Below are 22,363 nucleotides of genomic sequence, written 5' to 3'. Positions count from 1 at the left end.
CTGCTATGACTGTTGGTACTGCTTCGCTAAATGCCGATAAGCTTGATATTTTTTGATCAATTCGATTTGGCTGAGTGTAGCATTATCGAATAGTAAGGCACCGTTGTTTTCTAGTTGCAGAAACACCGTCGCTAACATGGTAATGACTTTGTCGATCCGCTTTAAGGTCATTGTCGTGCAGCTCTTACCGTGAATGTCATCGGCAATATCAAGACAATGCGAGCGAAAACTTTCGCTAATAAATAAGTTTTTTAAGGAGCGTTCGTTATCTAAGGCATATTCCCAGCGCTCGATAATTTCAGTTTGCCATTGAATAATAAGCGGTTGTGCGTAGTTTTGCTTTAGCCAAATGAGCTTTTGGGTATAGCTGTCGAGAGCGGTTTCCTTCAATTCACGAAATAGCGCCAGTTGATCGGCTGGGCTCATCACATCCTGATAACGCAATAAGTAACCGAATACGTTACGGGTTTCTAGACGTTCTGCCGCATGAAAAGCGGGTGAGGCGAGACCGTCACTATTGTAGTGTTCGAGGGGGTTATAAGCATACATATAGCCAAAATCGAATAAGTGAATATTACGGCCATCGTATAAAATATTCCCTGGGCATAGATCCCATTCCATCAGACCTGCTTGCTCCAGAGCGAACAGCGTGGCAAATATCTGACGGAATATCTCCCGGCTAAAACTGGCGAGAGGTTTACCGTCGATCCACGGTGATAAAATGAATCCCAGCCGATAATTTGCGTAGAGCGTACTTACCAGAGGTGCAAAAGCTTTAGCGGTTCGGGGGGAATCTTTTAAGGCTTGGATGTCTCGGCGGCGTTGCACTTCATTTAAAAATGAAGTTTCACCATCCACATTATGCACTAAAGCCTGCGCTCGCTTTCGCTTTAGATTGTAGTGACGGCCATGAATATACAAGTGGAGCACAATGGCGGTTAAGCCGTCTTCAAAGGTTTCGACGACATAGGGGGAATCAAGCCTTAAGCTTGCTAACTCTTCGACGGGCAATGGGCAGGCCTCTGCTTGCCCAACAATAATGTTTGCTTCACCCTGCTGAAAGTTTAACTGCGTCTGTTGGCGTTGCTTCACGAGTGGGTTCATCGTATTGACCTCACATCCATTGATCCTAATTTGCTGAGTCTATGCCGATCGCAGAAGCAAGTAAGGTAAAATTTAGAGATGAAAACCTTTTCGGTCACAGAACTTCCACTAGCAGCAGAAATTATTCGCTTGGGATCACATCTACGACCTAATTTAGGCTTGAGGTTTGTCCAATAAGTGACCTTTAATTGATTAAAAAATAAAGATTTATTTATCTTTGTTTAGCGCTGCACGAAGTGCCGCAATACCAATTGAGCCTTTTTCTTGGCGTTGCTCTACACTTTCTTTTTGGCGTCTTTGTTCCCAAATGAGATCGTTTTGAGGTAATTCATAGAGAAAGCGGCTTGGCTCAGGCTTAATTAATTCACCAAACTGACGGCGTTCTTTGGTTAAGGTAAAGGTGAGTTCTCGTTGCGCTCGAGTGATCCCCACATAAGCTAGGCGCCGCTCTTCATCAACATTTTCCTCATCGATACTGCTTTGGTGGGGGAGCAGACCTTCTTCCATTCCGATTAAGTAAACATAAGGAAATTCCAAACCTTTTGAGGCATGTAAGGTCATCAATTGCACTTGATCACTTTCTTCATCGTCTTCGCCTCGTTCCATCATGTCTCGTAACATTAGGCGATTCACAACTTGCGGCAGGTTCATCGCCTCGTTGTCGTCATCTCCTTCTAACATTCCGCTCACCCAGCGAAACAGCTCAGACACGTTTTTCATCCGCATTTCTGCGGCTTTAGGGCTGGGACTGGTTTCGTAAAGGAAGTCTTCGTAGTGAATATCACGGATTAAATCACGCACCGCTTGCAGTGCATCTCCCTGTTCTACCCGCTGTGCGAGGCTGAGTAACCAGTGGCTGAACTGGCCGACAGATTTGAGTGCTCGGGTGGGTAAAATGCCTTCCATTTCAGAATGTTTGGCTGCAGCAAACAAACTGATTTGTTGCTGGTTGGCAAAGCTGCCTACTTTTTCCAAGGTGCTTGGGCCAATTTCACGGCGGGGGGTATTAATCACTCGCAGCAAGGCATTGTCATCTTCCTGATTTACTAAAACGCGTAGGTAGGCCATGATATCTTTGATTTCGGCGCGAGAGAAAAATGACGTGCCACCACTAATTTTGTAGGGCACGCGGTTGTTCATCAGAACCTTTTCTAATAAGCGTGACTGGTGATTGCCTCGATAGAGAATAGCGTAGTCTTTATGGCTGGCACCATTCATAAAGCGATGGCCGATTAATTCGGCGACCACACGCTCAGCTTCTTGCTCTTCGTTCTTGGCGAACAATATTTTGACCGCTTCACCATAATCGAGTTCGGAGAATAAGGTTTTATCAAATATATGTTCGTTATTTTCGATCAGAATATTGGCACATTTTAGGATCCGCTGAGTTGAACGATAGTTTTGCTCTAACTTGATGACCTGTAATGCCGGGAAGTCGGTTTGCAGTTGCATCAAGTTTTTCGGTTGTGCACCGCGCCAAGAATAAATGCTTTGGTCATCATCTCCAACCACGGTAAAACAAGCCCGGCTGCCGGCGAGTAGCTTGACCAGTTGATACTGGCTGGTATTGGTATCTTGGTACTCATCTACCAGTAGGTATTGAATGCTGTCTTGCCAACGTTGGCGAACTGCTGAATCGTGGGTGAGTAGCAGAGTTGGCATTAAAATTAAGTCATCAAAATCCAAGGCATTATAAGCGGTGAGTTGGCGTTGGTAAGTTTCATATAGACTGGCAAATAATTGCTGTTGTTCACCTTGCGCGTGGCGTAGCGCCTGAGTGGGCAAAATGAGGTCATTTTTCCAGTTGGAAATGCTGGTAATCAGTTGTTTAAGTAAATCTTTATCGCCTTCTAGCTGTTGTTCCGTTAACTCTTTGAGTAAAGACATTTGGTCTTGATCATCAAATAGCGAGAAGTTGGGTTTTAGTTTTAAACTTTTATATTCACGACGAATAATATCTAAACCTAAGGTATGAAAAGTCGACACTCGTAAGCCGCGGCTTTCTTTGCGCCCTAGGGTCTGCCCCACTCGCTCCTTCATCTCTCTCGCCGCTTTATTGGTGAATGTCACCGCTGCAATGTGTTTCGGCTTATAGCCACAGTTTTGAATTAAATGGGCAATTTTGTTGGTAATGACTCGTGTTTTTCCGCTACCTGCGCCAGCTAATACTAAACAGGGGCCCGAGACATAACTGACAGCTTTTGATTGAGCGGGGTTTAACTTCACAAGGAGGTCCTTCAATAATTGGCCGACTATTTTAGCTGATTGACGTAAGGCAATCTATGCTGCTGTTCGTGTGGTTTTTAGAATTGAGAACGAAAAAACTGTGAACTGAACACATATTCATTGATTAAATTGTTCATTGTTTTATACTTTTCGACTTTATGAATCAGTGTTCATTTTATGACTAGTGATAAACGTGTGCGTATTTTGAGCGCAGCTGGCGTCTTAATTAGTCGCTCTGGGGTTGACGCTTGTTCTATCCATCGCGTGGCAAAGCAGGCGGGGGTGGCTACCGGAACGATTTATTTATACTTCAAAAATAAAGAAACCCTGATGGCTGAACTGCATGAACGTAACTTACGTTTGTATGCCGAGGCTTTTGTTGCGGGGGTTGAAGATGAGTCTGACTTGCTGGGTCAGCATCGTCGTCTTTGGCGAAATGCGCTAAATTATCATAAGCTGAATCCAACGATACATCGTTTATGGGTTCACTTAGAGACCTTACCCAGGGGTCATCGTCATCAACAATTGGTTGAAGATTTGTTTCAGCCGGTGAAACATTTTTTAAGTTCAGGTGTCGAACAAGGCTACTTTAAACCTTTACCTGGAGAGTTGTTATACGCTTTGGCCTTTGGTCAAATTAATGAAATCTGTCGTTTTATGATGCTTCGGCAAGTGCAATTTAGTGAGCAAAATATGGATGCTGCTCAATTAGCTAGCTGGGACGCTATTATTTTACATCCTTAGTGACTGGAGTTGGGAAATGAAGAAATGGATGGCGATCATGCTACTTATCGCAGTGGTACTGTTTGGTAGTGTGTTTGGTTTTTACTTGTTTAAACAAAAAATGATTGCTCAATTTATGGCGAATAGACCGATACCTGAATTGCCTGTTGAGGTGGCTTCAGCTAAGGCGCAAGATTGGCATCCAGCAATTGAATCGATCGGTTTTATTGAACCTTATCAGGGCGTTAATATTTCTAGTTCGGTATCGGGCTTGGTGACTGACATTCATTTTTCATCGGGTGATACCGTGAAATCGGGCCAACGCTTGGTGAGCTTAGAGGCGGATGTAGAAAGAGCTAACTTAGCTAGTGCCGAAGCGAAATTACCTGCGATTAAGCGACAAATGGAGCGTAATAAAACGTTGTTAACCAAAGGTTCGGTGTCGCAAACCCAGTTCGATGACTCGGAAGCGACTTATTTAGCTTTGGTGAGTGAGATAGCATCTTTAAAAGCGACCATTGAGCTTCGTGAAATTCGCGCTCCCTTTGATGGGGTGATGGGGATCCGCCAAATCAACCTTGGTGAGTATTTGCAGCCAGGGAATGACATCGCGCGCTTAGAAAACCTGAATCGCATGTTGTTACGCTTTATTGTCCCACAAAAAGAGATTTCGCTGATTGATGTGGGGACTGAAGTTGAGCTGAATACCGACGCTTACCCTGAACAGTGGTTTAAAGGAAAAATTACCACAATCGAACCTACGGTTGATTCGCAAAGTGGGGTGATTCAAGTGCAGGCGACCTTACCTAACGATGAAGCCTTACTGCGTTCCGGTATGTATGCCAGCGTTCGTATTTGGCAACCGGTACAAGCCAATCAAGTGGTGGTTCCGCAGCAAGCAATTACCTTCTCCTTGTATGGTGAGTCTATTTATGTGATTGAACCACAAACCGCAGAGGATGGCAGCGAGATCTTAGTTGCTAAACAACGTACGGTTACCATCGGTGAGCGTCGTGGCGATGTTGCGGTGGTGACCTCGGGTATTAAAGCGGATGAGCAGGTTGTGGTGTCTGGACAGGTTCGTTTGCGTAACGGTGCTCGGGTGAAACTTGTCGAAGACAACTTCGTTCAGCGCGATCAAACTTTGCCAAAAGACTAGGAGCTTAGGTCATGAAATTTACCGATATTTTTATTCGGCGACCCGTATTGGCTCTGTCTTTGAGTTTGTTGCTATTAATTGTGGGTATGCAATCCATATTTAAGCTGCAAATTCGTGAGTACCCAGAGTTAACCAATACGGTGATTACTGTTACCACCTCATATTATGGTGCGCCAGCAGAAGTGATTCAGGGTTTTATTACCCAACCTTTACAACAGTCGATTGCGGAAGCCGATAACCTCGATTTCTTAGAGTCTAAATCGGCGATGGGTAGCAGTACGATCACTGCGTATATGAAAACTGGTGCCGATCCCGATGCAGCTTTATCTGAGGTGATGGCTAAAGTTAACGCGGTTCGTGCGCAGTTACCGAGTGAAGCTTTAGATCCAAATATTGCCCGTTCTACGGGTTCTAGTACCTCGATTATGTATATTTCCTTTAGCAGTGAGGATTTAAAATCAGCTCAGCTGGTGGATTACGTGAATCGAAACGTACAGCCGCAAATGGTGACGGTGACCGGTGTTGCCAAGGCCAATGTTTATGGTCCTCAGTTGTCGATGCGGGTGTGGTTAGATCCGGTGAAACTGGCGAATCACAAACTGACTGCCGCGGAAGTTGTGAGTGCATTGCAAAATAATAACTTTAGATCGGCGCCTGGTCAGGCCAAGAGTCGCTTCAAAGTATATAACGTTGAAGCGGATACTGATCTGAAGACGCGTGAAGAGTTCCAACAGTTGATTGTTTCGCGTAGTGCTTCGGGGATTGTGCGTTTAGGCGATGTGGCTGAGTTAGAGCTTGATTCTGCCCGGGAAACGGTTCGTGCCAAAGCCGATGCAACCACCGCGGTGGTGGTCGCCATCGATCCGACGCCAACCGCAAATCCACTTACCGTGGCAACACTGATTAACGAGATGCTACCCAATATTCAGGTTAATCTTCCCGATAGCATGAAGATGGAAGTACTCTATGACTCGACCGAATATATCGAGTCTTCGATCGATGAAGTATTACATACCATTGTCGAGGCAACGGTGATTGTCGTAGTGGTTATTTTCCTATTTATGGGGAATTTCCGTGCGGTATTGATCCCGGTGATTGCCATCCCACTGTCTTTGGTTGGTGTCTGTTTAGCGATGCAAGCGCTTGGTTTTTCGCTTAACTTATTAACCCTATTGGCCATGGTACTGGCAATTGGTTTGGTGGTGGATGACGCAATTGTGGTGGTGGAGAACGTCGATCGGCACATTCGACTGGGAATGAAACCCTTCGATGCGGCGATCGTGGGGACTCGAGAAATTGCCCTTCCAGTGATCTCGATGACCATTACTCTGGCCGCTGTTTACTCACCGATTGCCATGGTCGAAGGTTTAACTGGGGTGTTATTTGCCGAATTTGCCTTAACTCTTGCTGGTGCGGTGGTGGTGTCGGGCTTTGTTGCCTTAACCCTATCGCCAGTGATGTGTTCGGTATTGCTAAAACATAACCCTCATCCTGGGCGTTTTGAAGCCGGTGTTCATCGTTTCTTGAATCGCTTAGACAGTGGTTACGATCGCATGGTGGGCGCGGTACTGGCTCGTCGCCCTGTGGTGGTCATCTTTGCGTTGATCGTGATGGGGTCTTTGTATCCTTTGCTAAAAATTATCCCTACCGAATTGGCGCCTGCCGAAGATAAAGGTGCGGCGATGATTATGGCAACTGGACCCGCCGGGGCAAACCTTGATTATGTTGATCAATACACCACTGAGATTGGTCGTCGGGCCTTGAAGTTAGATGATATTGCTGGTTCGTTCACCTTAGCGGGGATCCCGAGCTCTACCCAGGGTTTAGGATTCTTACGAACCGTGGTATGGGACGACCGTACTATGGATCAAGATACCTTGGTGAAAACGATTCAAGCAAAAACCGCGGATATTGCCGGAGTATCGGTCGCTTCATTCCCGCTACCGGTATTACCGGGCTCTAGTGGCGGTTTCCCAGTGCAGTTTGTATTGCAGGGAACTGGCGACTATCGTAGCTTAGTTAGCCTTGCGCAGGAATTACAGCAAGCGGCGATGCAGAGTGGTTTCTTTGTGTTTAGTGACCTAGATACTAAGTTCGAAACTGGGACTTTAGATATTCAGGTGAACCGAGATAAAGCTGGTGCTTATGGGGTGAAAATGGCCGATATTGCCAGTACCTTAGGCACTTTGATGGGGGATGGTTATGTCAATCACATTAACTTTGATGGTCGCTCTTATGAGGTGATCCCACAGGTGAAACGTGAAGACCGCCTTAGCCCAGAAGCGATTGGTCAGTTTTATGTGAAAACTGTTGATAGCAGTTTGGTTCCATTAGTGAATTTGATTGATTGGAAGCTCAAAGGCCAACCGGAAGCCTTGTTGCAAATGAATCAGACCAACTCGGTGACACTGAATGCGGCGTTAATGCCGGGTCAAACCATGGGGGATGCTCTTAATTTTCTAGAGCAGAAATCAGCCGAATTATTGCCTAAGGGCTATAGCTTTAACTATAAAGGTGAATCCCGTCAGTTTAAACAAGAAGGTTCGGCGCTGTTTGCCACCTTTGGTTTAGCTTTGGCGATCATCTTCCTGGTTTTGGCGGCTCAGTTTGAGAGTCTCCGTGATCCTTTGGTGATCATGGTCTCGGTACCTTTGGCGATTTGTGGTGCCTTGTTGATGATGGGCTGGGGCTTGGCGACGCTGAATATCTATACTCAAATTGGTATGATTACTCTGGTAGGTTTGATTACTAAGCACGGTATTTTGATGTGTGAAGTCGCCAAAGAACGGCAAATATTGCGCGGTGAAGATAAAATTACCGCGATTCGTCATGCTGCTCGAATTCGTCTACGGGCAATTTTGATGACGACCATTTCGATGGTGGCTGGCCTCATCCCCTTGTTATTGGCGGTGGGTCCGGGCGCAGCGGCTCGTTTTGATATTGGGATGGTGATTTGTGCTGGCTTGTCCATCGGTACGGTATTCACCTTGTTTGTATTGCCTGTGATTTACTCTTACTTAGGTGCAAATCATAAGCAAATCCCAAGCGTGGAACATCTGCAAGGGGAAACTGTTGCGGATTAAGCTCTCATCGTTGATGTGAACAATGGATAAAAGCCCAGCACTGCTGGGCTTTTTTGTGTCAGTTGTTCATGGCGTCGAGAGCTTCGTATTATGCTACCAATCTGACAGTCTATTTGAGATCCAAGGCTGTATTGTTGATGCCGATACTAACGATGTTGGGCGATGCTCAGCATAGAAAGGTGATTTTAAAGTGAGCCTAAAACATCGGGTGTATAAGCTTAGTACCATTCTGGGGGAGAGTTGTATTGGGTGCTGGTTGTTTGTTCTGCGCCACAATGTCACTACGCGCTAAACATGTTCAAGCCGCGTTTGCTTGTTCGGCGAGTTTTTTTAGTACACGTGAGACAGCGGCGAAGCCAAAGCTTGCCGTTACATGCGTCACCGCCCCAAAACCACTGCTACAATCCATGCGCATACTGCCAGTACTATCGGGTTTGGCCATACAGGTGCCTCCGTCATCACTGGGGTAAATCAGCTGTTCGGTAGAATAGACACAATCGATGCCGAATTTACGTTTTGTATTTTTACTGAAGTTGTAAAAACGACGCAGCTCATTACGCACCTTGGCCGCGAGAGGATCTTGAATCGTTTTTGCCAAATCGCTTATGGTTATTTGAGTGGGGTCTATCTGTCCACCTGCACCGCCGACGCTAATTAGTTTGATTTTATTACGCTTACAATAAGCGATTAGCGCCGCTTTTGCTTTGACGCTGTCGATGGCATCAATCACATAATCGAAGTCTTGGGTTAGGTATTGGTATAGGTTATCTCGGGTGACGAAGTCTTCGATTTCCTGACAAATACACTCGGGATTAATCTGTTGAATACGTTCGCACATGACCGCTGTTTTTGACTGGCCAACGGTCGCGCGAGTTGCATGTACTTGGCGGTTGGTATTGGTGGTGCAAATGTCGTCTAAATCGATCAGGGTAATTTTTCCGATCCCACTTCTTGCCAATGCTTCCGCGGCCCATGAACCGACTCCGCCGATGCCGATAACACAGACGTGAGAGTGCTGAAATTTACTGAGCGCGCGGCGGCCATAAAGGCGGGCGATCCCACCAAAGCGTTGTTCAAATTGAGACATAATAAACCATTACTAAAATTACGTGGCGATTATAGCAAAGCGATTCGCTCTGGGTAAGCACTGACGACTTGTTGAGCAGCCTGATGAGCCTGGTTAGTAAAACATCCTACTCGCAGCGGTTTAGTCTACTGAGTCGCGAAATAAATCTAAACAGCAAAGGCCACTTGCAGAGATCTATTTATCTTAAATTATGGTAGATTTAGGGAAATGTTTTTAATGCTGCTTGCAGCAGGAGTTCCGCCATGTATCGAGTCTTTAGTATTGCCTTATTCACTTTGCTTTCGGTGGCTTGTACGATTCAGCCTGCAACTGATTACCAAGTGGGTCAAGACTTTTCGCAATATCATCATTACGCATTTGTTGCTGGTGCAGATGATGCGGTGCAAAGTCTCGACGAACAGCGCATCAAAGCTGAGTTAGCGGCTCAATTGGAGCAAAAGGGCTTGCAAATGGTTGCAGCAGAACAGGCTGACTTATTGGTTGACTATCGCGTTGATTCGGCTAGTGAACTAGAAGCTCTTGGTGGTAGCTTTTCGGTTGGTTTTGGCAGTCGGCATAGCGCAATTGGGATGAGTTCTCCCGACCGTTATAAAGAGCGTAAATATGGCAAATTAGTTGTGGAGCTGTTAGACCAACAGAATCAAACCATCGTTTGGCGCTCTATTTCTCAAAGCCAGTTAAAAGAGACTCTGGGACCAGAGAGTCGCGCAAAATTTATTGCGGAACAGATTACCTTAATGTTAGCTCAATACCCGCCGCAACCAAGGTAACCTAGTGCTGAAATGCCCCAAGTTTTCATTGTGAGCTCGCCAACGAGTGAACTTTATGGGGCTATTTCACTACAATTACGACCGTTTCTCTTGGCGCTGTACATCGCTTGATCGGCACGGTTAATTAGTAAATTAACAAAAACTTCATGGCTTTTGGCCTGCGCAATCCCGCAGCTAATGCTTAACTGCAATTCATTTCCATTCACGCAGACCGTGGTATGTTTGATTGCTAGGCGTATTTTTTCGGCCACCTCAAATGCGGCTGAGGCATCACAATTTGGCAATAGAACGATAAATTCTTCGCCTCCCCAACGGCAGATAATATCTGAGCCGCGCAGCTGTTCCGTGGCCAGTGCAACAATGTGCTTGAGTGCTTCATCACCAACCAGATGGCCATATTGGTCATTAATTGCTTTGAAATGGTCAACATCAAAGATAACTAAGGAGCAAGGGCTGTTGGAGCGATGTTGAATGTCGATCACCTGTTCTAGCTGTGTTTCAAAACTTTGTCGATTAAACGCGCCGGTGAGTTTATCGGTAGACGCCAGTTTTTCCAGACGACGTTGGTAATTTCCAATCGTAAAATTTGCCACTATTACCACAATGAAAGTCACCAGCAGGCTAATCAGTAGATTAATCCATAGAATCTGTTTGAGTTGCTTCGCAGCTGGCGCGTCTTGTTGTTCAACCATTAAATACCAATTGAATTCGGGAATGTAGCGCGCATTTAGGTAAAATTGAAGATTGTCTTGCTTGAACTGGTAGCGTCCACTGGGGCTGGATAGTAAGGTCTTGGCCTGCTCCGACAAACCGGGTCGTTGATAGATATTTCGTGGACCACGGTAGTGTTCATCACTAAGCGCTACATTACCCTCAGGGTCGATGAAATAAACGCTACGTTGATAGCGTTGTTGATAAAGTGAAATTAGTTTTTTTACTAAGGTTACATTCAGACCAACCCCCGTCACCCCAATCAAATTGTGGTTGTAGTCATAGACCTTGTAGTTGACAAACACGGTCGTGCGGGTTGGGTCTGCGGTGTCATAATCAATGTTGGTTTCGTAGTCTTGGGTTTTTGGCAGTTGCTGCACTCGAAAATACCAAGCATCATTTGGTTCATCTGGCGAGAGCGTTTTAATGACACCCTTGGGATGATAGTAACGTAGGGTTTGATTAGATACAAAAAAAGTGGTGACGGTGTGATAGCGTTGCTGAATGGTGCTGAGGTAACGAACGATAGGCTCAACTTCGGTTTCTTGGTGTAATGCCCAATCGCGTAAAAAGGTATCTTGGGCCATTAAGGAAGAGATGAAAATAGGTTGTAGTAGATCTTGTTGAATCTCTGAATAAACGGTATCGCTGGTGAGCGGTAAATGGTTGGTTTCGATTTGTTGGCTCATCGAGTGGTAGGCAACTTGGTAGCTTAACCATGAAGTTAAACAAAAGGAACAGAGTAGTAATATAGATAACACTAAAATAAACTTCTGTTTACTGCCCCCGAGCTGAGATATAGACACTTGCATTCCTTGCAAATTAACGATTATTCAAGCTCTTAGTGTAAAGTTAAAGGTGGATTAAGGCAATTAACGAAAGCCCTTTCTTGCTTGCTTGTCGGCGCTCATGTGGCGGTAAGTATAGCGGGGGAACATTTTTTAAGTGAGCGAACACTTCTACAAAGGTACATGAATTTTTATGAGCGATACTCAAGTGACTCGTCCTTCTTTATTTTATATCGAGTGTCTGCGTTTTATTGCAGTGATTGCGGTGGTGGGGATCCATGTTTTGGGGCCTTATCGGGAGTTAATTCCCAGCCTTGCTTGGCATCAGTGGTTGCCTGCGGTCTCATTGAATGCGATGAGTCGTTGGGCTGTGCCGATTTTTATGATGATTAGTGGCGCCTTATTGCTGTCAGATAGGCGGCCTTTTAACTGTGGTTATTATTTGTCACGGCGTTTAGCGAAGGTATTAGTGCCATTTATTGCTTGGACGGTGATTTATGCAGTTGTTGCGGGATTTCATGATGGACGTTGGTCGTGGACGATAACCGAAAGTCTGTTAGCACATGCCAACAATCAGCATACTTGGTATCACCTTTGGTTTTTTTACGATTTCATTCCCCTGTATTTTGTGATCCCTTTGTTAGCCCCGTTGCTGCATAAAATGGATCATCAGCGGGTTTTATTGTTATTGGCGGCGTGGTTATTACTCACTTTAATGCATTGGTTAAAGGTAGAAACGCCATTGCGGCAAAATATCATTTTATATAGTGGTTATTTAGTTGTGGGTTGGTATTTGTTTAACCATGAACAGAAACCTTACTTGAAGTTTTGGTTGATGACTGGCCTTGCGACTTTAGGTTTCAATGTATTGGGCAGTGTTTATTACATTTGGCAGCAAGGGGAATATAGTAGTGTATTTATGGGCTATAAGAGCCTCAATACTGTAGTGATTGCCATGTCGTTATTTGTATTGGTGAAAGCCTACGCAGAAAAGGTCCCCAATGGTTGGAGACCGATGATTAAAACCGTCTCTAAATATAGTTTTGGGATCTATTTAGTCCACCCTTTGTTCCTGATCCCGGTTCGTCACCTAGACTATGGGATTTACCAATGGTTTGGCCATTCGAGTATCGCCCTGCCAGTGCTTATGGCGATTGTCTTACTGTTAGCTTTGGGTTTAAGTTGGTTATTCACCCGTTCTGTATTTACCCGGTGGTTAGTGCCTTAATAAGCCGTTATGTTGTCGTGAAGGAGCAGAATAAATGTACCTCGTTAGTTATTATTTGAATGGAAACATGAAGCGGAGCAACTATAAGACCGAAGCTGGCGCTTTAAGATCGGTTTTTAAATGGCTTAAAGTGAATCAAGAGGCTAACCCAAAAGTAACTTTTTATGCGCCAGGTGAAACCCCTCAAGATTTTAGTCACTTTCAACAGGTCCCCTATCGTGAGCCGAAAACATTCAATTTTTATTCGTCTGCTAAGTGGTTACGTTTACGAACCAAAGCCTTTGAGTTATACGGCAATACTTGTTCATGTTGTGGTGCTTCTCCGGCCACTGGCGCGGTGATGCACGTCGACCACATTCGGCCGAGATCGACGCATCCAGAGTTAGCATATGATATTGATAATCTGCAGATCCTCTGTGAGCATTGTAATGTCGGTAAATCCAATCTATCAACGTATCAATGGCGATCCAGATGATGAATCGTGAGATTCAATTTATTACATAGGATTTTATGAGAATATGGCCGAACAAATGTTGATGAAAAATGCTTTAGCCGAACCTGCCTTGCAACGGATCGCAAAGGGTTTGGTGGCGGTGTATCCGCAATTTGATGCCTTAGGTTTTATGGAGTTGGCACAGGCAGGCTTAGAGCAATTAGAACTAAAGCAACGGGTGCAGCATATTATTGCGGCGTTGCAACAAACGCTACCGCAAGATTTTGGCCAAACAGCGAAGCTGTTGAGCAACTTACCAAAGTATTGGGATGGTGGTGATCCAAAGGATAGCTTACGTGGTTTTGCGATATGGCCAGTCACCGATTACGTGGCGGTGGCAGGTATCGAGTATCCCCAGCTCGCCCTACCAGTGTTGGCGAAGCTGAGCCCCCTATTTAGTGCGGAGTTTGCGATCCGCCCCTTTCTTGAGCTGCATCCGGAGCAAACCTGGGCACAGTTGCATCGCTGGTTGGTGCACCAAGATGAACATCTGCGGCGTCTGGTGAGTGAGGGCTGCCGTCCGCGTTTGCCTTGGGGAGCGCAGTTAAAGTCTCTGATCCGTGACCCATCGCCAATTATTCCTTTGCTGGAACAACTCAAGAATGATCCCAGTTTGTATGTGCGGCGCTCGGTGGCGAATAACCTGAATGACATCAGTAAAGATCATCCAGAGCAAGTTTTAGACTTATGTCAGGCTTGGCAAAAGAACAATGACCCACAGCTTGATTGGGTGATTAAACACGCGACTCGCAGCTTGGTGAAACAAGGCCATCCCTTGAGTTTCCCCTTACTCGGTTATACCGCTGAGCCAAAGCTGCAGCTGCAGGAATTTGCGCTGCTCAATGCTCGGTTTAAATTAGGCGATGTGCTCACTTTTGCCTTGGCAATAAGCGCTGAAAAAAGCCAACAAAAGTTTGTTTTGGACTACGCGTTGCATTTTATGAAAGCTAATGGAAAAACTGCGGCCAAGGTCTTTAAATTAAAAAATCTCTGTTTAAATCAGGGGGAGACTTTTGCGATGGAGAAAAACCACTCTTTTAAAGCGATTTCTACCCGAAAATACTATCCTGGAAAACATTATGTCGCGTTGCATGTGAATGGACGAGAGTTAGCTCGTTTAAGTTTTATCGTCGAAAGTTAAGTTTTTAAACTGGTTTGCTTAGGTCGCTTACACCTCGCAAATCAGTTCGGCTAAGGCCTGTATGGCGGGATTACGTCGATCATAGTCCATATAGATTAGGTATAAAGGAATGCTTCTAACTCTTCCCATATCTAAGGGGAGTGGCGTTAATTCGCCTTGGTTGATTAAGTCTTCAATACGATGTGCCGGTAGCCAGCCAAAACAAAGATTACTGCGCACCGCTTCGATAGCGGCATCAACGGTATTGACTGTCCAGCGTTGACTTGAACGCTCAATTGTTGCACTGGCATATTGATGGTTATTATCCAAATGAACTTGAATGTAATGATTCAAGTCGGCTTCAGTTAAACGAGTTTTCTTAAGGTGATGCAAGGGATGTGCGGGGTGTGCCACGGCTACCAATTCTACATCTAAAAGTTTTTGGGCCATTAACTTGCCATTGAAAGGAAGCCCAATCGATAAATCGCAATTTGCCAGACTATTGGTTGGGGCGAGACGGACGATTTCTTTGAGTTCTACCTGAGTGTGGGGAAAGGTTTGTTTAAATGCACTTAAAGCTCTAAACAGCAATGACTTAGGGTAGATACTGTCGACTTCTAACTTAATGTTGGCAGGCGCGCCAGCGGTGAGCAGTTTGGCTCGAAGCTCAATGTTGGCGAATTCTTTTAATAAGGGTCGAACGTCTTCCAATAAGGTTGCCCCGAGTGGTGTTAACTGTACTTTTTTGCCGTGGATCCGCAGCAATTCTACGTCGAGCTGCTGTTGTAAGTTTTTGATCGCATAACTTACCGAGGATTGACTGCGGTGCACTTGTTTTGCCGCTGCGGTGAATCCACCGACATCGATCACGGTTTGCAGGATGTACCATTGTTCCAAAGTAGAGCGATGCATGACTATCCATCTAATTTTTAGATTGTTGTGAATGAAAAATAGCGTTTTTAGATTTATATTTCAAATGATAATGTTGTTCGAAATTAACTCAATGCGAGAAATTATTCTCAAGCATTCTTAGGAGAGCAATTTTATGAACAGCGAAAAAAATGAATTAGCTTTGGACCCGTTAGTCGGAAAACATCTTGTTTATACTTATGAAAATGGTTGGAAATACGAAATCTATGTGAAGTCTGACACCGTGTTTGACTACCGGATCCACAGTGGTATTGTTGGCGGTCGCTGGGTCACCGATCAGGTCGCCCATATTCACCCGATCGCGCAGCACGTCTATAAAATTTCTTGGGATGAACCCACGGGTACCTGCGTAAGTTTAACTATTAATTTAGCGCGACTAGAGTTACATGGAGTGATCTTCTTTCCGCGTTGGGTATTTAATGACCCGAAAAAAACCGTTTGTTATCAAAATGAACATCTAGAATTAATGCAGCAATACCGCGACGCTGGACCAACCTACCCGAAAGAGGTGGTTGATGAGTTTGCTAAAATAACCTTCATGGAAGATTGTGGTGCGGATCGAGATGATATTATCGCCTGCGCACCTGCTGAGCTTCCCGAATCTTTTCCGAACTAGTGCAATAGCAGAGATTTAATCATGAAAAACTATCCATTTAAAACCTTATTGTTGAGTGCTGTGAGCCTACTTTCGATGTTTGTGAGCTCAGCCTTTGCCGCGTCTCCTATTCCCCCTAATAACCAGCTGATGGTGACTACGGGTTTGGGCCAAGTGGCGGGTGTGGTGAAAGATGATATCGTCAGCTTCTATGGTGTGCCCTATGCCGAAAACCCCTTTGTTGAAGGGCGCCGCTTTCAGGCTCCGCAAGCCAAGCAAGCTTGGAGTGGGGTGTTAGATGCTAGCGCTTTGGGCGCACCAACTCCGCAGCCGAGTCGTGGTGTTAAAACCGAGTTAGTTGGCGCTCCAGGAGATCTTACCTTAAATATTTGGGCTCCTGCTGAGATGGGCAAGTTGCCGGGAAAACTACCGGTGATGGTATGGATCCCGGGTGGCGCTTTTATTCGTGAAGATGCTGGCGAATCGGTATACAACGGTAGTAGCTATGCCAAGCAGGGGGCGATTGTGGTCACGGTTAATTATCGGGTTGGCGTGGATGGTTTTATGCATTTGCAAGGCGCACCCGATAATCGCGGGATCTTGGATCAAATTCTCGCCTTGCAATGGGTGCAACAGCATATTGCTGCCTTTGGTGGTGATCCTAAACAGGTGACTTTATTTGGACAATCGGCTGGGGCCGAAAGTGTTGCAATTTTACTCGGCACTCCGGCGGCGAAAGGTCTATTTCATAAAGCGATTATGCAAAGCCCGCCAATGCAGGCGGTAAGCACAGCGCAAGCCACGCGCCTAAGCGAGGCATTTGCTGAACGATTCAAGGTTGCAGCCTCAATTGAAGGAATTGCGAGTGTGCCTTATCCTGAGCTAGTTGCTGGGGTAGTCGCGCTGGGGCAGCAGATCCAAGACCGTGAGCAATGGGGCGAGTTGTCTTGGGGTGGAACGGCTTTTCTGCCTGTTATGGACGGGAAGCTGATTGTTGATACGCCAATGGTGAACCTTGCTAAAAATGCCGATCCGAGCATTCCGGTCATTGTTGGTAGCACCGATCAGGAAGCGAGATTGTATCTTGTTCCTGGTGGCCAACTAGACCGCATGACGAATGCCGAGGTGTCGCTATTTTTAGGGGACTTAAAGTTAGCGGGAAAACCAATGCAGGTGTATTCCGAGGATGGGCAAGCAACTCAGGGGGATATCTTCGCCGATATTCAATCGGACTACACCTTTAGAATGCCGGCGTTACATATTGCAGAGACACTGGTCAACAATGGTAATCCAGTTTGGCATTATAATTTTTCCTGGCGTTCAAAAGCATTTGGTGGTCAGTTAGGGGCCGCCCATTTTGTGGATGTTCCTTTCTCTTTCAATACCTTAGCAACGGATCAAGCCAAAGCGTTTGTTGGTAGTGATGCACCACAATCACTGGCCGATTCGATGCATCGTCAGTGGCTTGATTTTGCGAAAACAGGTCAAGTTAGTTGGAGCCAGTATCAGCTTAATCAACGCTATAGCATGCGTTTTGACGCCCAGTCAAAGCAACAGCGCGATCCAGAAAAGTCGCGACGCCTGTTATGGGATGGCTATTCTTTCTAGCGCTTCGCTTCAAGCTCAAATACCCCACTAAAATAACAGGGGAATTTGAGCGTCAATGCGGGTGTTCAGTATGAGACGGTGAATCTTTTTCGGCAAAAGCATAATTGTTTTTGCCATTAGATTTTACCGTATACATGGCTTCATCGGCTCGATTAATCAGCCTTTCTGCATCTTGAGCATGGTCTGGATACAGTGCGATACCGATGCTGGCTCCGATCTGAAGAGGCTGCTCGTTGAAATGAAAAGGAGCCTTCAAATTGTTAATCAGCTTTTGCGCAATTAATTTGATATCGTCAGGATCGCTAATGTCGCTCAATACCACCATAAACTCATCCCCGCCAATCCGTGCCACGGTATCCATTTCACGTACCGTGGCGCAAAGTCTTTTGCCAACATTCATCAGCACTGCATCACCAGCATCATGACCATAGCTGTCGTTGATTGTTTTAAAACCATCGAGGTCAATAAATAAAACAGCTGCGCATTTTTTGTGACGATGTGCCATCGCGATGGCGGTAGACAACTTTTCCCGACAGAGTCGTCGAGTGGCTAGACCTGTGAGGGCATCATGGTTGGCCATGTGCCGAAGCCGTTCTTCAGCGGATTTTTGCTCGGTGATATCGGTGCGTAACGAGATATAACGTTGCGGCACACCGTGTTCATTTAAAAAGGGGACAATGGTTGAGCTGACCCAATAGTGCTCACCGTTTTTCGTCAAATTACAAATTTCTCCTTGCCACACCTTGCCTTGAGTGATGGTTGACCACATGCTCTTATAAAATTCTGGTGAATGAACTTTTGATTTAATCACTCGGTGAGTTTTGCCGAGCAGTTCTTCTTCAGAATAACCGGATATTTGTAAAAACTTGGTGTTGACGTAGGTGATCCGACCTGAGCGATCTACGGCGCTAATAATAGCATGTTCGTCAAGCGCATTTTTACGGAATGCCAGTTCTTCTACCATGGTTTTAAATGCTTTGCTTAGATCGCCAATTTCGTCTTCCGTTAGTGATGGGAGTGCCGGTCTAAAATCACCTTCGACGACTTTCTGGGTGGCGAGGCTGAGCTTTTTAAGTGGCCTATAGATAATTTTATATTGGCTTAATAGGGCAATGAGTTGGCTTAATAAAACCAAGCCTATCACCATGTTTCTCACCTTATTAATATCCGAGATAACGGTTTGTCGCTTATCACTCCAGTTTACGTCTAACTCAATACGACCTAGATATTTCTCTCCTGAACTTAGTTCATGAACAATATGAATTAGTTGCTTGCTCTGCTTGTCATTTAGCGATGGTTTTACGATGGGGTAATAACGCTTGTTGTTATAGTTATATAGCGCGATGTTCTGCCAGCGAGACTTATAGGTTTCTTCTAAATATTCGAGGTGAACGTATAAAGCGCCCAAGTCTCGTTGTAGTAGGCTCTTGGCAATTGATGATTCTCCCAAAGTGAGCAATTCATAAGTATGTTTCTTATATTCTGTCTTGGCGTTTTCCAATTGCAGCGGGATCCAGTACAACTGAATAATCAGGCTTATCAGAATCAGGCCTATCAAAGGTGGTATCGCGAGCTTTAAATTAATTTTCATCTATTTATTTGGCGCCACATAGAAACGTTCAAGGTCCATTGTTTTGAGTGGTAAATAATCATCTAGGTTTGCCGGTCCTATACTGTTAATAGGGATCTTGGATAATAGTAACAGCCCCTTTTTTGAGCTGCCCATCTCTAATAAAGCATCACGTACTCGCTCTCTTACTTCAATTGGAACTTGAGGTCGTGCAGTAAAGGGGTGAGGCGCTACTTTTGCGGTGCTGTGAATGATGTTTAGTAGTTCTTTATATTGTTTCTTTTGGCGATTCAGGGTTTTTTGCACTCCACCGCCTGCGTCTGCTTCATCTAATAATACATTGAGGTAAACAGAGTCGTGAGTTTTGACATAGCGAGCGTTAAAGTTGAGGTCATATTGGTCTTTCAGTTCTTGTCGCATCAGTAGCGATGCGCCCAGTGCATTAGGCGACGGAAAAACCAAGGTCTTGCCATCTAGTTGTGTAGGGCTTGTGATATTGCTGTCTTTTTTTACAACTAATACGCCATAAAGCTTACGGCCATGATCGCGAACTAAAGGAAGATAACCAGCTTGCTGATTGGCAATCAGCAGGTGGTAAGGATTCATGTAAGCGAAGTCGTATTTGGCAGCGGCCAAGTCTTGCTCGAAATCAGGGATAGAGGTGGAGCCCAACAATTTAAATTTGTAGCCTGTTTTAGCGGTTAGCTGCAGCAGTATTGGATGCCAAATTTGATGCAGTTTATTGGTTTCAAATTGAGGCACAATCCCCACAGAGTAAACTCGCTCTGTTTGCGCTGTGTAACCAGTGGTACTGGTCGTACTTAAAATAAATAAAATAAGGGCAGTCAGTTGCTTCATCGGGCACCTACTTTAATTGGGGGGCATTATCAGCTTATTTTACAATATAGTCACAATGAGTCGTGTCATCGAGATTTCTGGTTATTTCTGGTGAGTATGTCACTTTTGGCAAACAAGATCGTGGCTTCTTGCATGGCTCAACTTATAAACGCTTGTTATGAGTGAGTACCATTATCATGTGTGGTTTTAAGGCGCATGAAAGTGGCGTTTGTGTAGAAAGTGGTCTTTATTTATTGGCGAACCAAGCGCTTGATTGGAGTTAATGGATGAAGGTTAAGGAGCAAGGAGTTGAAAAGTGGAATACATCAGTTTAAGTCCGTCGAATATTGCAACTGAGCATATCTGCTGTGCATTTTCGGATAAAAAGTGTCAACAAAGTTATCAGGCAAAAAAAGACTGGTTAACCCAACAATTTGAGCAAGGCTATGTATTCAAACGCCTCAATCAACGGGCAAAGGTGTTTATTGAATATGGTCCTGCCGAAACCGCATGGTTGCCGATCGTGGCGCCTAATTACTTGGCGCTTGGTTGTTTTTGGGTGTCGGGAAAATATAAAGGCCATGGGCATGGTCTATATCTTTTAAACCAAGCGATTGAAGATGCCAAGCAGCAGGCCAAACTAGGTTTAGTTGCGGTGGCGGGTCGCAACAAAAATCATTTTATGAGCGATAGCAAATGGTTAATTAAACAGGGTTTTGTGGTGAGCGATGAAATTGCGGATGGCTTCGTTTTACTCTGTTTAGCCTTCGACGAGGAGCTGGTACTCCCTAGCTTCGCTGCTCAGCTTAAAAGCCCGGGGCTTGTACCGCAAGGCTGTGTCGTCTATTTTTCTAATCGCTGCCCTTTTGCTGAATATCATGCGACTCAATCTTTAAGAGAAAGTTGTGAAAAACGTCATATTCCATTGACCGTTATTAAGCTTGATACTTGCCAGCAGGCGCAAAACTGCCCTTCTCCGGCAACCATCTTTAGTTTGTTTTACAACGGTCGGTTTGTGACGACAGATATTAGTGCATGTATGGATAGTCGGTTTGACAAATTCATTCAAGCTTAAGCTCGTATCGTATGATGAGGCGAATCTAAAGCTTGTTGCTGAAATGCTAATATTGAGCAGTTGTCGAGTTTTTTTACACATTTGCATCATTCCTCATGTACAGTTTTATTTACTTATTCGTAAGGCATTGAATTAAATGGTTATTTACTTGTTGGCTTAATTTTTGCTTTTGATGCGCAGACTGAGCGGTCGAGAAACCATCGCTTATCACGGTTTCACTTTGAAAACATTGAATAAATTTAGGCGACTTAGCAGTATCAGGAAAAGTTATATGTTTTATGAAAAATTTGGCCAAGCAGCAGTGATCGGTGTTGCCTTATTGTACTCAGCAGCTAGCCAAGCAACGCCTTTAAGTGATTACAATTTAATCCTCACTGGTGACTATCACTACCAAGGTGGAGAAGTCGAAGGACGAACCATTATTGGTGGTGACTTAAATGCCGCTGGGCAATCGCCAACTTTTGCGATTCGTGAAACCACCGTCCCTTTTGAAGATACGGTTACAGTTGCAGGCAATATCAATGCTTCGAATATTAACCTGAATGCTGGTAGCCTGACTTACGGTGGCAACTTAAATGTGAGCAACGTAAACCTAAATGGTGGCGGCTCCAGTGTGCAAAAAGTGACGGCAGGCGAGCAAGCTGCCATGGCCAGTAATATGGCTGGTCTTGAGTCGCAACTACGTGCCGATTCCGCATATTTTTCCGGTTTAACTGCAAATGGTAGCTTTAGCACTAGTCACTTGTCTTATAGTGGTAGCGATGATATGGCGGTATTTAATGTCAACTTCAGTGAGGTGTTTGCCCAAAATAACTCTTTGTCATTAGCGGCTGGCTCGGCTAAAACGGTGGTTATTAACGTAGCCGGCTCTGCGGTATCGGTAGCCGGAGGGGTCAACCTTACCAGCGGTTTTGGGATCTTAGATGATGGCCTGAACATTGGCGCGGCGAATATTTTGTGGAACTTCTACGAAGCAGAAACTATCGATTTTAACAGTATCGCCTTTGTCGGCGCGATATTGGCAATGGATGCCGATTTGGTTGGTGGTGCAGTGTTTGATGGCAGTGTTGCGGCAGAGAGTTTCACCGGTGCCAGAGAATTCCACAATACCGGCTTTAACTGGCAAGAGCCGCAAATTCCTGCGACGGTGAGTGAAGGTTCGAGTTCTATTTTATTTGCCCTTGGCTTAGGCTTTGTGGTGTTATCGCGCCGCCGTAATTGCATCTAAAATCAGCTTTAGCTATTTTCCTGTGCGC

The 22,363-nt window shown here is 45.1% G+C and carries 18 protein-coding genes; 11 read left to right on the top strand and 7 right to left on the bottom strand.

What is annotated here, in order from left to right; genetic code table 11:
* Positions 1-3: 3 nt before the first annotated feature.
* A complete protein-coding gene (locus tag ACRRSX_RS21320) occupies positions 4-1,104 on the bottom strand; it encodes a phosphotransferase (protein WP_432455594.1) in 1,101 nt (366 codons plus the stop codon).
* A 207-nt stretch (positions 1,105-1,311) separates the two neighbouring features.
* Complete coding sequence (rep, locus tag ACRRSX_RS21315) at positions 1,312-3,330, bottom strand: DNA helicase Rep (RefSeq protein ID WP_432455595.1); 2,019 nt, start codon at positions 3,328-3,330, stop codon at positions 1,312-1,314.
* A gap of 177 nt (positions 3,331-3,507) precedes the next feature.
* On the opposite strand from rep, the gene ACRRSX_RS21310 reads away from it, so the two are divergent.
* From ACRRSX_RS21310 to ACRRSX_RS21300, 3 genes are read left to right on the top strand one after another with little or no spacing between them, the layout of a single operon-like run.
* Positions 3,508-4,074: a TetR/AcrR family transcriptional regulator gene (locus tag ACRRSX_RS21310; protein ID WP_432455596.1), complete on the top strand. Its 567-nt coding sequence runs from the start codon at positions 3,508-3,510 to the stop codon at positions 4,072-4,074.
* A 16-nt stretch (positions 4,075-4,090) separates the two neighbouring features.
* The gene (locus tag ACRRSX_RS21305) at positions 4,091-5,212 is read left to right on the top strand and encodes an efflux RND transporter periplasmic adaptor subunit (RefSeq protein ID WP_432455597.1); all 1,122 of its coding nucleotides are present in this window, start codon (positions 4,091-4,093) and stop codon (positions 5,210-5,212) included.
* An 11-nt stretch (positions 5,213-5,223) separates the two neighbouring features.
* Positions 5,224-8,295: an efflux RND transporter permease subunit gene (locus ACRRSX_RS21300; RefSeq protein ID WP_432455598.1), complete on the top strand. Its 3,072-nt coding sequence runs from the start codon at positions 5,224-5,226 to the stop codon at positions 8,293-8,295.
* A gap of 298 nt (positions 8,296-8,593) precedes the next feature.
* Here ACRRSX_RS21300 and tcdA read toward each other — a convergent pair whose 3' ends face one another.
* A complete protein-coding gene (gene tcdA / locus ACRRSX_RS21295) occupies positions 8,594-9,382 on the bottom strand; it encodes a tRNA cyclic N6-threonylcarbamoyladenosine(37) synthase TcdA (protein ID WP_432455599.1) in 789 nt (262 codons plus the stop codon).
* Positions 9,383-9,624: 242 nt separating this feature from the next.
* On the opposite strand from tcdA, the gene ACRRSX_RS21290 reads away from it, so the two are divergent.
* Positions 9,625-10,152 carry a DUF4136 domain-containing protein gene (locus ACRRSX_RS21290; protein WP_432455600.1) on the top strand — a complete coding sequence of 176 codons (528 nt, stop codon included), beginning with the start codon at positions 9,625-9,627 and terminating at the stop codon, positions 10,150-10,152.
* A 53-nt stretch (positions 10,153-10,205) separates the two neighbouring features.
* On the opposite strand, the gene ACRRSX_RS21285 is transcribed toward ACRRSX_RS21290, so the two are convergent.
* Entirely contained in the window at positions 10,206-11,669 is a 1,464-nt protein-coding gene (locus tag ACRRSX_RS21285; RefSeq protein ID WP_432455601.1) for a sensor domain-containing diguanylate cyclase, read from the bottom strand.
* A 175-nt stretch (positions 11,670-11,844) separates the two neighbouring features.
* On the opposite strand from ACRRSX_RS21285, the gene ACRRSX_RS21280 reads away from it, so the two are divergent.
* From ACRRSX_RS21280 to ACRRSX_RS21270, 3 genes are read left to right on the top strand one after another with little or no spacing between them, the layout of a single operon-like run.
* Complete coding sequence (locus tag ACRRSX_RS21280; protein ID WP_432455602.1) at positions 11,845-12,879, top strand: acyltransferase; 1,035 nt, start codon at positions 11,845-11,847, stop codon at positions 12,877-12,879.
* A gap of 34 nt (positions 12,880-12,913) precedes the next feature.
* Positions 12,914-13,354 (top strand): HNH endonuclease, encoded by a 441-nt coding sequence (locus ACRRSX_RS21275; protein ID WP_432455603.1) that lies wholly within the window; start codon positions 12,914-12,916, stop codon positions 13,352-13,354.
* 43 nt (positions 13,355-13,397) lie between these two features.
* Positions 13,398-14,513: a DNA alkylation repair protein gene (locus ACRRSX_RS21270; protein ID WP_432455604.1), complete on the top strand. Its 1,116-nt coding sequence runs from the start codon at positions 13,398-13,400 to the stop codon at positions 14,511-14,513.
* A 27-nt stretch (positions 14,514-14,540) separates the two neighbouring features.
* On the opposite strand, the gene ACRRSX_RS21265 is transcribed toward ACRRSX_RS21270, so the two are convergent.
* Positions 14,541-15,404, bottom strand: coding sequence for a LysR family transcriptional regulator (locus ACRRSX_RS21265; protein WP_432455605.1), 864 nt, complete (start codon positions 15,402-15,404; stop codon positions 14,541-14,543).
* 133 nt (positions 15,405-15,537) lie between these two features.
* Between ACRRSX_RS21265 and ACRRSX_RS21260 the strand changes: the two genes are divergently transcribed.
* Both ACRRSX_RS21260 and ACRRSX_RS21255 read left to right on the top strand, forming a co-directional pair.
* The gene (locus tag ACRRSX_RS21260) at positions 15,538-16,038 is read left to right on the top strand and encodes a phenolic acid decarboxylase (RefSeq protein ID WP_432455606.1); all 501 of its coding nucleotides are present in this window, start codon (positions 15,538-15,540) and stop codon (positions 16,036-16,038) included.
* 21 nt (positions 16,039-16,059) lie between these two features.
* Positions 16,060-17,625, top strand: a complete 1,566-nt coding sequence (locus ACRRSX_RS21255) for a carboxylesterase/lipase family protein (RefSeq protein WP_432455607.1) — start codon at positions 16,060-16,062, stop codon at positions 17,623-17,625.
* A gap of 52 nt (positions 17,626-17,677) precedes the next feature.
* Here the strand turns inward: ACRRSX_RS21255 and ACRRSX_RS21250 are convergent, their stop codons facing one another.
* Positions 17,678-19,216 carry a diguanylate cyclase domain-containing protein gene (locus ACRRSX_RS21250; RefSeq protein WP_432455608.1) on the bottom strand — a complete coding sequence of 513 codons (1,539 nt, stop codon included), beginning with the start codon at positions 19,214-19,216 and terminating at the stop codon, positions 17,678-17,680.
* Positions 19,217-20,053, bottom strand: coding sequence for a phosphate/phosphite/phosphonate ABC transporter substrate-binding protein (locus ACRRSX_RS21245; RefSeq protein WP_432455609.1), 837 nt, complete (start codon positions 20,051-20,053; stop codon positions 19,217-19,219).
* Positions 20,054-20,348: 295 nt separating this feature from the next.
* Between ACRRSX_RS21245 and ACRRSX_RS21240 the strand changes: the two genes are divergently transcribed.
* Both ACRRSX_RS21240 and ACRRSX_RS21235 read left to right on the top strand, forming a co-directional pair.
* Entirely contained in the window at positions 20,349-21,107 is a 759-nt protein-coding gene (locus ACRRSX_RS21240) for a GNAT family N-acetyltransferase (RefSeq protein ID WP_432455610.1), read from the top strand.
* A 271-nt stretch (positions 21,108-21,378) separates the two neighbouring features.
* Positions 21,379-22,335 (top strand): choice-of-anchor A family protein, encoded by a 957-nt coding sequence (locus ACRRSX_RS21235; protein ID WP_432455611.1) that lies wholly within the window; start codon positions 21,379-21,381, stop codon positions 22,333-22,335.
* The last annotated feature ends 28 nt before the right edge of the window (positions 22,336-22,363 follow it).

It is taken from the genome of Agarivorans sp. QJM3NY_30, assembly GCF_050870855.2.
In the GTDB taxonomy this organism is placed as follows: Bacteria; Pseudomonadota; Gammaproteobacteria; order Enterobacterales; family Celerinatantimonadaceae; genus Agarivorans.
This window is presented reverse-complemented; position numbering and strand designations above follow the sequence as displayed.

What these genes read in the sequence shown, in the direction of transcription:
- ACRRSX_RS21320 (WP_432455594.1), bottom strand. Translation starts at nt 1,104, where the DNA reads ATGAACCCACTCGTGAAGCAACGCCAACAGACGCAGTTAAACTTTCAG.
- ACRRSX_RS21310 (WP_432455596.1), top strand. Translation starts at nt 3,508, where the DNA reads ATGACTAGTGATAAACGTGTGCGTATTTTGAGCGCAGCTGGCGTCTTA.
- ACRRSX_RS21305 (WP_432455597.1), top strand. Translation starts at nt 4,091, where the DNA reads ATGAAGAAATGGATGGCGATCATGCTACTTATCGCAGTGGTACTGTTT.
- ACRRSX_RS21300 (WP_432455598.1), top strand. Translation starts at nt 5,224, where the DNA reads ATGAAATTTACCGATATTTTTATTCGGCGACCCGTATTGGCTCTGTCT.
- tcdA (WP_432455599.1), bottom strand. Translation starts at nt 9,382, where the DNA reads ATGTCTCAATTTGAACAACGCTTTGGTGGGATCGCCCGCCTTTATGGC.
- ACRRSX_RS21290 (WP_432455600.1), top strand. Translation starts at nt 9,625, where the DNA reads ATGTATCGAGTCTTTAGTATTGCCTTATTCACTTTGCTTTCGGTGGCT.
- ACRRSX_RS21280 (WP_432455602.1), top strand. Translation starts at nt 11,845, where the DNA reads ATGAGCGATACTCAAGTGACTCGTCCTTCTTTATTTTATATCGAGTGT.
- ACRRSX_RS21275 (WP_432455603.1), top strand. Translation starts at nt 12,914, where the DNA reads ATGTACCTCGTTAGTTATTATTTGAATGGAAACATGAAGCGGAGCAAC.
- ACRRSX_RS21270 (WP_432455604.1), top strand. Translation starts at nt 13,398, where the DNA reads ATGGCCGAACAAATGTTGATGAAAAATGCTTTAGCCGAACCTGCCTTG.
- ACRRSX_RS21265 (WP_432455605.1), bottom strand. Translation starts at nt 15,404, where the DNA reads ATGCATCGCTCTACTTTGGAACAATGGTACATCCTGCAAACCGTGATC.
- ACRRSX_RS21260 (WP_432455606.1), top strand. Translation starts at nt 15,538, where the DNA reads ATGAACAGCGAAAAAAATGAATTAGCTTTGGACCCGTTAGTCGGAAAA.
- ACRRSX_RS21255 (WP_432455607.1), top strand. Translation starts at nt 16,060, where the DNA reads ATGAAAAACTATCCATTTAAAACCTTATTGTTGAGTGCTGTGAGCCTA.
- ACRRSX_RS21250 (WP_432455608.1), bottom strand. Translation starts at nt 19,216, where the DNA reads ATGAAAATTAATTTAAAGCTCGCGATACCACCTTTGATAGGCCTGATT.
- ACRRSX_RS21245 (WP_432455609.1), bottom strand. Translation starts at nt 20,053, where the DNA reads ATGAAGCAACTGACTGCCCTTATTTTATTTATTTTAAGTACGACCAGT.
- ACRRSX_RS21235 (WP_432455611.1), top strand. Translation starts at nt 21,379, where the DNA reads ATGTTTTATGAAAAATTTGGCCAAGCAGCAGTGATCGGTGTTGCCTTA.